This is a genomic window from Sphingomonas kyeonggiensis (genome assembly GCF_014204495.1).
Taxonomy (GTDB): Bacteria; Pseudomonadota; Alphaproteobacteria; order Sphingomonadales; family Sphingomonadaceae; genus Sphingomonas; species Sphingomonas kyeonggiensis_A.
Genome location: NZ_JACHLN010000002.1, coordinates 143,825 through 155,336, shown reverse-complemented (window position 1 = coordinate 155,336; position 11,512 = coordinate 143,825). Strand labels below are relative to the sequence as shown.

Below are 11,512 nucleotides of genomic sequence, written 5' to 3'. Positions count from 1 at the left end.
TCCCTGTCCTACAGCTATCGAATCTGCGTACATGGAGCGGCCGGCATCAAAACCGGCCGCTCTTTGATTCAGTCGGAAGCCTCAGCGCGGCGTGATCGCCACCGCGCCCAGCAGCCCGGAAGGCGCATTCGCGGCACCTTCGACGAGCAGCGCCGCGATCCGCGCGCCCTGCCCGGCCGGCAGCGTCGCGTTCAGCGGGCCCGGCGCGGATCCGGCCTTGGTCGCCAGCAGCTTGCCGTCGACCCAGAGCTCGGCCTTGCCGCCGATGTTCTCGAACGCGATCGTCCCGCCTTCGCCGGCAACCCGCTTCCACGGCGTGAAGCGGGTGCGATAGACCCGCCAGCCCGGCTGCTCGGCCGGGGTCGGCACGCCGCTGCGGACAAAGTCCCAGCTGTTATTGTCCCCGTCCGCCGGCGCCAGCGAGGGCTCGGGCCGCGTGGCCAGCAGCGGCGAGCGCCGCCACTCGCGCAGGTCCTGCACCTGGCGCACCACAGCCACCTGCGGACGCGGCTTTACATCGGTTCTCGCGATGATCAGCGAGGCGGGTTCGAATCCCTCCGCTTCCGCGCGCAGGGCAATTTTCCCGGGTCCGCTACCGGCCCGGATCAGGATCTGGGCCAGCCCGTTGAACAGGGATCGCGATCCCGAGTTCGGCTGTACCTGCTCCGCCTCATGGCTGTTGGGATCGCCATTGCCGACGCCAAGGATCGTGGCACCCTGGACGGTGAACCGGGTCATCAAATTGGCGGTCGGCACATGCCGTCCCCTGGAATCCACGGCATCGATCGTGATCGCCTGGCATTCCTCGTCGTCCCCGGCCATCAGGCTGCGGGCAGGCGTAAGCCGCAGGGCAACGGCCTTCCCCGCGGTTTCCTTGACGGCCCGGGCAACAACCTTGCCGCCCCGCATGGCGATCGCCTCGATCCGGCCGGGCGCATAGGGCACGCTCCATTCATTGCCCATGATCCGGTCGACCTTCTGCACCCCCAGCTCCCGCCCGTTCAGCCGCAATGCGATAGTCTCGGCATTGCAGCTGACGAACACCTTGATCGCCTCGCCTTCGCGACCAGGCCAGGTCCAGTGCGGCGCGATCCCGACGACATCCTGGTCGTCGATCCAATGGGCACGGTGGATGTCGAACGCGGTCTTGGGAAAGCCGCACAGGTCGAGGATGCCGAAGAAGCTGGCGATCGTCGGCCAGGCATAGGGGGTCGGCTCGCCATGATAGTCAAACCCGGTCCACACGAACCCGCCGGCAACGAAGGGCCGCTCGGCGATGTTCTTCCAGGTGTCGCGATGCGTAGCCCCCCAGCTCGTCGCCTCGGTATCGTAGGAGGTGATGACGTGCCTGGCCGGATCGCTGGCAAAGGCACCGCGCGTCTCATAGGCGCTGGTGTCTTCCGAGCTGGTGATCGGCTGGTTCGGGTGGAGCTTGTGGTATTTGTCGTAATCGGCCTGGTAATAGTTGAAGCCCATCACGTCGAACTCGCCGGCGACGCTGACCTCGTTGTAGAACGACCCGTTCATCGCCCCGGTCACCGGTCGGCTGTCGTCCAGCCTCTTCACCGCCGCGATCATCCGCCGGACCATCTCGACACCGGCGCCGGTGCCCTGCATCGGCTCCTCGTTGAACACCGACCAGAGGATCACGCTCGGGTGATTGCGGTCGCGCCGCACCAGCCATTCGAGCTGGGCCATATAGTCGGGCGCGGGGTTGAACAGGCGGTTCTCGTCCATGACGAGGAAGCCCGTACGGTCGCACCAGTCGAGCAGCTCGGCGGTGGGTGCGTTGTGCGACATGCGGATCGCGTTGCAGCCCATTTCCTTGAGCCGTTCGAGCCGCCAGCGATGCAGCGCATCCGGCACCGCGACGCCGACGCCGGCATGGTCCTGATGCAGGCACACGCCCTTCAGCTTGACGTGCCTGTCGTTGACGAACAGCCCCTGGTTCGCATCGAAGCGGATCGTGCGGAAACCGATCGCGACGCGCCGCTCATCGATCGCAGCACCGTCCCGCAGCACCCGGGTGCGCACGGTGTAGAGCGTCGGTTCCTCGACCGACCATAGCCGCGGCGACCCGGCGTCAAGCCGCAGCACGGCGTCGACGCTGTCGAGCACCGGTACGGTAACCTGCACTTCGCCCCGAGCAACTTCGCGACCGTCGGGATCGAACAGGATCGCCTCGACCGTGACCGCCGCCGCCGAACGAGCAACATTGGCCAGGGTCACGGTCACCGGCACCTGCCAGCGACCGTCCACCAGGCGCGGATCGCAGTGCACGCCGTCGCTGACGATCGCCACCGGCGGGCGCCGTACCAGCCAGGCATGGCGATAGAGCCCCGCGCCTTCGTACCACCAGCCTTCCTTGGCATCGGCATCGACGCGGATCGCGATCACATTGGTCTCTTCGCCGAAGCGCGCGAAGGGCGTCAGATCGACATAGACGCTGTTGTAGCTCGACCAGTTGTGCGCGACGGTGCTGCCGTTGATCCAGATCGTCGCATTGCTCGCAATGCCGTCGAAATGCAGCTCGAGCGTCTTGCCCTTGTCCGCCGGATCGAGGCGCAGCGTGCGGCGATACCAGCCGATCCCGCGCGGACGATAGCCCTGCGAGACATTGGCGGTCTCGACAAAAGGCTGGGCCGCCGCCCAGTCATGCGGCAATCGCACTTCGCGCCAGTCGCTGTCGTCATAGCCGGTCGCCGCCGCGCCCAGCGCATTGCCCGCCTTGACGCTGAGATAGGTCTCGTGATGCCCCTGCGGCTCGGGCGTGGGGATATCGCCTTCATGGAAGCGCCAACCGAGCTCGAGCAAAGTGCGCGAGGGGTCGCCCTCGGCCAGGCGCGGCGCCACGCTGTTCAGCGGGCGCGGCATCGGGAAGCCGTCGCCTTCCCCCTTTGCCGCGGCAACCGGCGCCGCTCCGGCTTCCGCCATGGGAACCGCCAGCAGAGCGCCGACGCCGACGCTCCCTTGCAGGAGTTGACGACGATCCATGGCGATACTCCGACTGAGGCCGCTGCACCGCGCGGCCCGAATGGCAAGGAAATAAGGGCTAGATGTCGCTCAGCTCAGCCACGAAATCATAGGCGTCACCGCGATAATAGGAGCGGGTGACTTCGGCCGGACGACCGTCGCGCAGGAAGGCGCGGCGCTCGATCAGCAGGCCGGCATGGCCCGCATCGACGCCCAGCATCTTGGCATGCTCGGCCCCGAACGGCACCGCGCGCAGCCGCTGGAGCGCGCGCACCGGGCGGTTACCCACCTTGTCCAGCGCGCTGTAGAGCGAGTCCTCGACGGCATCGACGGACGGCAGGCAATAGCCGGCGATCGTCGAGAATTCGAGCGCCATCGGCTCGTCATCGGCGTAGCGGATGCGCGCGAAACGCAGCACCGGCGCGCCCGGCGACAGCCCCAGCATCATCGCTTCTTCCGGATTTACCTGGCCTGGCGCGCGCGAAACCCAGCTGCTGCTGGCCTTGCGGCCGCGCGCCGCCATATCCTCGGTAAAGGACGAAAGCTTGGAGAAGCTCTTCTCGACGCGCCCGGCGACGAACGTGCCGGCGCCCCGACGCCGGGTGAGCAGCCCTTCCTCGACCAGCCCGCCGATCGCCTTGCGCACGGTGATGCGCGACACGTCATATTCGGTGGCAAGATCGCGCTCGGGCGGGATCGCGTCCCCCTGGTTGAGCACGTTTGATCCGATGCCTTCGCGAATGAGCTGCTGCAGCTGGAGGTAGAGCGGGGACGGGTTGTCCTCACGAAAACGCCCTAACTGTTCCGAAAATCCCATCAATCCTCCCCGGGCGTGCCCCCTGCGCACTCCGTTGGCCATGAAGCTAACGCACCAGCCCTGCCTCGGCAACGGCATGCTGTGGATTTATATTGGTAACCCCTACAATATCAATATTTCGCGCGCTTGTCTGTGAGCGCAATGCCCTTGCAAGGGAAAGCAGGGACATGACCCTATTGTGCCACAGGACTTATATTGGTTACACCGGCCGCTCAGCCAATGTCATGAGCGGAGGAATGCATGGGCAAATCTGGAGTTCGGCGGGCACGACATCTGGCCTGGGCAGCGCTGCTGGCGAGCCCGGCATCGTTTGCGCAGGAACTTCCGATCACGCCCCTTCCCGCTTCGGTCACGCTCGGCACCGGCGGATACACGGTGCGCGACGGCGCCGCGATCGGATTTCCGGAAGGGGATCCCGGCGCCGCCGCTGCCGCGAAGCTTCTCGCTGCGCATGTGAAGATCGAGCGCGGCATCACGCTCGCGCCGCAGCCGAACACCGCCGCGATCCAGCTGGTCCGCGACGACGCCGTGGCGGGTGAGGAAGCCTATCGCCTCACCGTCGATGCCAAGGGCATCCGCATCTCAGCCTCCGGCGATCACGGCCTGCTCTATGGCGCGATGACGCTTTCCCAGTTGCTCAGCCCGGATCGCGCCTTCGGCAAGTCCGTCCTGGTTCGCAGCGCGGCCATCGAGGATGCGCCGCGCTTCCGCTGGCGCGGGCTGCTGATGGACGTCGCACGCCATTTCCAGCCGATCGAGGAAGTATACAAGATCGTCGACCAGATGGCGTCGGTGAAGCTCAACACGCTGCACCTGCACCTTACCGACGACCAGGGCTGGCGTTTCGAGGTCAAGCGCTACCCGAAGCTCACCGAAATCGGTGGCTGGCGCACGCCGCCGTCGAGCGGCGGTCCGGTCGGCCCGAAGCATGGCGGCTTCTACACCCAGGAGCAGCTCAAGGCGCTGGTCGCCTATGCCGCCGAGCGCGGCGTGACGATCGTCCCCGAGATCGACCTGCCCGGCCATGCCCAGGCACTCGCGGCCGCCTATCCCGAATTCAGCGTCTTCGCCGATGCGCCGGAGGTTGGGCACGACTGGGGCGTGATGCCCTATCTGTTCAACCCGGCGCCCGAAGGCATCGCGTTCATCAAGAACGTGATCGACGAGCTGATCGAGGTGTTCCCGAGCACCTATATCCATCTTGGCGGCGACGAGGCGATCAAGGACCAGTGGGAACGCTCGCCCAAGGTGCAGGCGCAGATCAAGGCGCTTGGCCTCAAGACCGAGAACCAGTTGCAGAGCTGGATGATCGAGCAGTTCGGCACCTATCTCGCCGGCAAGGGCCGCCGCCTGATCGGCTGGGACGAGATCCTGGAGGGCGGGCTGCCTGCTTCCGCCTCGGTGATGTCGTGGCGCGGCGAAAAGGGCGCGGTGGAAGCCGCCAACCAGGGCCATGACGTGGTGCTGAGCCCGGCCCCCCTCCTCTATCTCGACCAGCTGCAGAGCAATCTTCCCGACGAGCTGAACGGCCGGTTGGCGGTGCAGTCACTCGAGAAGATCTATCGCTATGAGCCGGTTCCGGCCGGGATCGATGCCGAAAAGGCCAAGCATGTGCTCGGCGCGCAGGGCAATGCCTGGAGCGAGTATATGATCACGCCGCAACAGGTGCAGCACGCCTATTTCCCGCGCGCCGCGGCGATCGCCGAGATGACCTGGTCAGCGAAGGACCGCCGCGATTTCGCCGGCTTCCTCGATCGCGTCCAGCCGCAGATCGCGCGCTGGCGTCGCTCGGGCATGGAAGTGGCCGATGGCGCCTTCGCGGTCGGCTACCAGCTCCAGGGCAGTCGCGGCGATGCGCTGCGCGCGAACAAGGCGACCGTCGCGCTGGCGACCCAGGCGCCGTACGGCACGATCCATTATACGCTCGACGGCCGCGAACCGACCGCCAAGTCGCCGGCCTATAAGGTGCCGCTTTCGGTCAAGCCGGGCGTCACGATCCGGGCTGCGGCGTTCGACAGGAATGGCAACGCCACTGCCGCGCCCCGTGCCTTCGACACCAGCCGCGCCGCGCTGCTGACACGCACCACCTCCGAAATGGCGGCGTGCCCGGGGGGCTCGCTCTATCTGCGCATTCCGCTCACGCCGGATTCACCCGCCAACACGCCGGTCTACAATGTCGACCTGTTCAATACCTGCACGGCCTATCCGGCTGCGCCGCTCGACATCGCCCGGGGCTTCACGGTCAGCGTGGCGCGGCTGGCGCGGCATTGGGGGCTGGCGCACGACACCAGCCGGCGCCGCGATCCCTATCCGGCGACGATGCATGGCGAGTTGGTGATCACCGCCCGCTGCACCGCTGCCGCCGCCGACAAGAGCATCAAGCCGATCGTGATCGGCAGCTTCGCGCTGCCCGATCCCGAAAAGGCACCCAACCAGTTCAGCTTCTCGGGCACGATTCCCGAGATGCAGGGAGAGGACGACCTTTGCTTCCAGTTTACTTCGCCGGCATCCGCCCCCTTCTACACGGTCGAGAAGGTCGTGCTGACCGAGGGGGCAGCCAAGTGAAGCGCGCACTGCTCCTGCCACTGCTCCTCGCCAGCACCGCCGCCTGGGCCGATCCGCGCGACACGGTGTCACTCGACGGCGCCTGGGAAGTGCGCATCGATCCGGCCGATGCCGAAGCGGCGAAGACCCATCCCAAAGAAGCGAGCTGGTTCACCGCGAAGGTGCCCGGCAGCGTCCAGCAGGACCTGATCGCCTCGGGGCGCGCGCCCGATCCGTTCAAGGGTATCAACCAGGCGCCGATCCAGTGGGCGGGCCTCACCAACTGGCAATTCCGCAAGGTGATCGAAGTCACTCCGGAAATGCTCAAGCGCGATCATGTCGACCTGGTGTTCGACGGGCTCGATACCTTCGCCACGGTATCGCTCAACGGCCAGAAGCTGCTCACCACCGCCAATGCGCATCGCCGCTGGCGGATCGATGCCAAGTCGGTGCTCAAGCTCGGCCGCAACGAGCTGGTGATCGCGATCGCCTCGCCGATCCGCACGCTCCAGCCGATGGTGCTCGCCCAGACCAATACGCTGCCCGGCGAATATGATTCCGAGTTCGGCGACGAGCCCAAGGGCAAGCAGACCTCGCCTTACATCCGCAAGCCCAAATACCAGTATAGCTGGGACTGGGGTCCCCGCCTGGTCAATATCGGCATCTGGCGCCCCGCGCGGATCGAGACATGGGACAATGCCCGGATCGACAATCTGCGTGTCGACCAGGAAGCACTGAACGATGCCGAGGCGCGTCTGGTCGCCCGCTACCGGATCGTCGCCGGTGCCAGCACCAAACTGACCCTGCGCACCACCCTCACCGGCCCGGACGGCAAGAAGCAGACGGTGTCGCGCAGCTTCACCGTGGCCCCTGGCATCAACGAAGTCAGTGTGCCGCTCACTATCGCCTCGCCGCGGCGCTGGTGGCCGGTCGGCTACGGCGCGCAGACGATGTACGACGTGTCGGGCCAGCTCTCCGATCATGACGGCAAGGCGGACAGCGTCAGCCACAAGACCGGGCTGCGCACCGTCGAGCTGATCCGCAAGGACGGCAGCTTCGGCTTCAAGGTCAACGGCATCCCGATCTTCGCCAAGGGCGCGAACCTGATCCCGTTCGACAATTTCCCCAGCCGTGTGCCGCGCGCCCAGATGCAGCAGGTGCTGCAGAGCGCGCGCGAGTCCAACATGAACATGATCCGCGTCTGGGGCGGCGGCTATTATCTCGACGACGCTTTCTACGAGATCGCCGACGAGCTCGGCCTGATGATCTGGCAGGACTTCATGTTCGGCGGATCGGTCACGCCGCCCGATGCCGAGTTCCGCGACAATGTCCGCGTCGAGGCCGAGGAGCAGGTCGAGCGGCTCCAGCCGCATCCTTCGGTGATCGCCTGGTCGGGCGGCAACGAGATCCTGGCCGGCTGGGAGAACTGGTCCGACCGCAAGGCGTTCAAGAAGCGTGTCGGTGCAGACGAGCAGGAGCGGATCGGTGTCGGCATGGCCGTGCTGTTCGATCGCGTTCTGCGCGATGCCGTGATCACGCGCGCGCCCGGCACGCCCTATTGGAACAACTCGCCGGCCACCGACTATGAGGCGCCGACGGACACCGACAAGGATGGCGACCGCCATTTCTGGGATGTGTGGTCCGGCTCCAAGCCGGTCGAGCGCTATCTCGACAGCTGCCCGCGCTTCATGTCCGAATATGGCTTCCAGAGCATGCCGGGCCTGTCGACGATCCGCGACTTCGCGGGCGACGGCCCGTTCACGCTGGAAAGCCCGGTGCTCAAGGCGCACCAGCGCTTCCTGTCGGGCGAAGGCAATGCGCGGCTCCAGCTCTATCTCGACCAGCGGCTCCGCCCGGCGAAGGATTTCGCCGACACGGTGTACCTGACCCAGGTCAACCAGATGCAGGCGATCGACATGGCCGCGCGCCATCACCGCGCCTGCCGCCCGGTGACCTTGGGCTCGCTCTACTGGCAGCTCAACGACACCTGGCCCGCCATTTCCTGGGCGAGCATCAGCTATGACGGTCAGTGGAAACTGCTGCAGTACGCCGCCAAGCGCTTCTTCGCGCCCCAGGCGATCGTGACCGAGCACAAGGACGGCACCACGCGCGTCGCGCTGGTCTCCGATGCGACCGCGCCGATCGCCGCCGAATGGCGAATCCGCGCCTTCGACATGACGGGCAAGAAGCTGGGCGAGCGCGGCGCCAAGGTTTCGCTCACCCCGCTCGGCGCGCAGGAAGCCGCCAGCATCGCCGATGCGGACCTGTTCGCCGGCGCCGCCCCGGAAGCGAGCTATGCTGTCGCCGAGCTGCTGATCGACGGCCGCACCGTGTCGCGCACCATCCTTGAGCGCGCGCTGCCCAAGGACATGGCCTATCCCGCCCCCGGCCTCAGCACGCGCTGGGACGGCAAGCGGGTGACGATCACCGCCGGCGCGCTCGCCCGCGCCATCATGCTCGATTTCGGCACCATCGCCGCGCATCCGAGCGATGACGGCTTCGACCTGTTGCCCGGCGAAAGCGTCACGATTGAAGTGCGATCCGATGCCTCTGCCGAGGCGCTGCAGAATGCCCTCACCCTGCGTACCCTGGGGACCAAGTAAATGATTCCGTTCCTGCTGCTTGCCGCTGCCGAGCCCGATCCGGATGCCGATGCGCTCGCCCGCGCCATCGCGACGATGACGATCGAGGAAAAGGCCGCCCAGCTCCAGAGCACCGCGCCTGCCGATGCCGAAGCGGACCTGCCCGCCTATGACTGGTGGAACGAGGGCCTGCACGGCCTCGCCCGCAATGGCTATGCCACCGTCTTCCCCCAGGCGATCGGCCTTGCCGCGACCTGGGACGTCGATCTGATGCACCAGGTCGGCGACGTCGTCTCGACCGAGGCGCGCGCCAAGTTCAACGCCAAGCCGCTGGGCGCCAACCGCCGCATCTATGAGGGGCTGACGATCTGGTCGCCCAACATCAACATCTTCCGCGATCCGCGCTGGGGTCGTGGCCAGGAAACCTATGGCGAGGACCCGTACCTCACCGGCCATCTCGGCGTCGCCTTCATCCAGGGACTGCAGGGCCCGGACCCCAAATATCCCAAGGTGATCGCCACCCCAAAGCATTTCGCGGTGCATAGCGGACCGGAAGCAGGGCGCGACGGCTTCGATGTCGATCCGAGCCCGCAGGATCTGGAATCGACCTATCTCCCGGCGTTCCGCCTCGCCGTGACCGAGGGCAAGGCGCGCTCGCTAATGTGCGCGTACAACTCGATCCTCGGCACCCCGGCCTGCGCCCTGTCCGACCTGATGAACACCCGGCTGCGCAAGGACTGGGGCTTCAACGGCTTCACCGTGTCGGACTGCGACGCCGTCGCCAACATCCACATGTTCCACCACTACAAGCTGGATGCAGCGGCGGCTTCGGCCGCGGCGATCAAGGGCGGCAACGATTTCAACTGCGGCACCACCTATGCCGCGCTGCCCCAGGCGGTGAAGCGCGGGCTGGTGACCGAGGCCGAGATCGACACGGCGCTGACGCGCTCGCTGTCGGCCCGCCAAGCACTCGGCACGATCTTCGGCGCGACCAGCCCGTGGAACCGGATCAAGCCCAGCGAAGTCGGCACGCCCGCCCACCGCGCGCTGGCGCTCGATGCCGCGCGCAAGGCGATCGTGCTGCTCAAGAACGATGCTGATCGCCTGCCGCTCAAGCCCGGCAGCCGCATCGCGGTGATCGGCGCGGATGCCGATGATCTCGGCGTGCTCGAGGGCAATTACCACGGCACCGCGCAGAACCCGGTCACGCCGCTCGACGGCATCCGCCGTCAGTTCGGTGCGGCCAATGTCGTTTATGCCCAGGGCTCGGTGCTCGCCGACGGAGCGCCGGTGGTGATGCCGGAGACCGCGTTCGCCGCCGATGGCAAGCCCGGCCTCAAGGCCGAGTATTTCGCCAGCCCGACCGTGACCGGCACGCCCGTCGCCACACGCCAGGATCGCCGGATCGACTTCAACTATACCCGCGTTGCCCCGCTGCCGCAGCTCGATCCCAAGGGCTTCGCCGTCCGCTGGTCGGGCGAGATCGTGCCGCCGGGCCCGGGCCGCTACACGCTGGCGATCGACATCCCCGCCTGCTGGAAGGACTGCAAGACGCATGACAGCGTGCGGCTGTGGGTCGACGGCAAGCCGCTGCATGAGGGGCTGCTCGGCAAGGGCCGGGTGGAACTGCCCTTCACCAGCGACGGCAAGCGCCACGCCTTCCGCATGGAGATCGACCATGCCGGCGAGGACGAGGGCCTGCGCCTGATGTGGCTCCCGCCCGCCGAGCCGCTGCTCGCCCAGGCAGTGAACGCCGCGAAGGACTCCGACGTGGTCGTCGCGGTGCTCGGCCTGTCGCCCGACCTCGAAGGCGAAGCGCTGCAGGTGACCGTGCCCGGTTTCGTCGGCGGTGACCGTACCGAGATCACCCTGCCCTTCGCGCAACAACGCTTGCTTCAGGCGCTGCGCGACACCGGCAAGCCGGTGGTGGTGGTGCTGACCAGCGGCAGCGCGGTCTCGATCGATCCGTCGCTGGCCGACGCGATCCTCGCTGCCTGGTATCCGGGCGAGAGCGGCGGCACGGCGATCGCCGAGACGCTGGCCGGGCTCAACAACCCGTCGGGGCGCCTGCCGGTAACTTTCTACAAGTCGGCGTCCGATCTGCCGGCGTTCATCGACTATGGCATGAAGGAGCGCACCTATCGCTTCTTCACCGGCACGCCGCTCTGGGGCTTCGGCCACGGGCTGAGCTACACCAGCTTCGCCTATGACCAGCTCGCCGCCAAGTCCGGCAGCACCAGCGCCCCGGTCGAAGTCACCGTGCAGGTGCGCAACAGCGGTGCGCGGCCGGGCGAGGAAGTGGTCCAGGCCTATCTGGTGCCGCCGGCGAGCAAGTCGCGCGGCAACGGCATGACCACCCCGGTGCTCCAGCGCGAGCTGGTCGGCTTCCAGCGCGTGTCGCTCAAGCCGGGCAAGGCGGGCACGCTGCGCTTCCGCCTTGATCCGCGCAGCATCAGTTCGGTGTCGCGCGACGGCACCCGCCAGGTGGTTCCGGGCGCCTATCGCCTGTGGGTCGGCGGTGGCCAGCCCGGCACTGCGCCGGGGCTATGGACCGACTTCACCCTGACCGGCGAAGCACAGGAGCTGCCCAAGTGAA

General features: G+C 67.0%; 5 protein-coding genes. 3 read left to right on the top strand and 2 right to left on the bottom strand.

The genetic code is table 11. The annotated features are described in order from the left end of the window. Positions 1-81 precede the first annotated feature (81 nt). Both galA and HNP52_RS08385 read right to left on the bottom strand, forming a co-directional pair. The gene (gene galA, locus HNP52_RS08390) at positions 82-2,994 is read right to left on the bottom strand and encodes a beta-galactosidase GalA (RefSeq protein WP_184165421.1); all 2,913 of its coding nucleotides are present in this window, start codon (positions 2,992-2,994) and stop codon (positions 82-84) included. 58 nt (positions 2,995-3,052) lie between these two features. Beyond that, positions 3,053-3,790 (bottom strand): GntR family transcriptional regulator, encoded by a 738-nt coding sequence (locus HNP52_RS08385; protein ID WP_184165418.1) that lies wholly within the window; start codon positions 3,788-3,790, stop codon positions 3,053-3,055. Positions 3,791-4,030: 240 nt separating this feature from the next. On the opposite strand from HNP52_RS08385, the gene HNP52_RS08380 reads away from it, so the two are divergent. From HNP52_RS08380 to HNP52_RS08370, 3 genes are read left to right on the top strand one after another with little or no spacing between them, the layout of a single operon-like run. Then, positions 4,031-6,355, top strand: a complete 2,325-nt coding sequence (locus HNP52_RS08380; RefSeq protein WP_184165414.1) for a beta-N-acetylhexosaminidase — start codon at positions 4,031-4,033, stop codon at positions 6,353-6,355. Next, a complete protein-coding gene (locus tag HNP52_RS08375; RefSeq protein WP_184165412.1) occupies positions 6,352-8,937 on the top strand; it encodes a glycoside hydrolase family 2 protein in 2,586 nt (861 codons plus the stop codon). The genes HNP52_RS08380 and HNP52_RS08375 overlap by 4 nt, the downstream gene beginning before the upstream one ends. Continuing rightward, on the top strand, positions 8,938-11,511 hold the full coding sequence (locus HNP52_RS08370) for a glycoside hydrolase family 3 C-terminal domain-containing protein (protein ID WP_184165408.1): 2,574 nt from the start codon (positions 8,938-8,940) through the stop codon (positions 11,509-11,511). The last annotated feature ends 1 nt before the right edge of the window (position 11,512 follow it).

Bases quoted from the DNA above. Each gene is read 5' to 3' on its own strand.
- HNP52_RS08385 (WP_184165418.1), bottom strand. From the start codon at position 3,790: ATGGGATTTTCGGAACAGTTAGGGCGTTTTCGTGAGGACAACCCGTCC.
- galA (WP_184165421.1), bottom strand. From the start codon at position 2,994: ATGGATCGTCGTCAACTCCTGCAAGGGAGCGTCGGCGTCGGCGCTCTG.
- HNP52_RS08370 (WP_184165408.1), top strand. From the start codon at position 8,938: ATGATTCCGTTCCTGCTGCTTGCCGCTGCCGAGCCCGATCCGGATGCC.
- HNP52_RS08380 (WP_184165414.1), top strand. From the start codon at position 4,031: ATGGGCAAATCTGGAGTTCGGCGGGCACGACATCTGGCCTGGGCAGCG.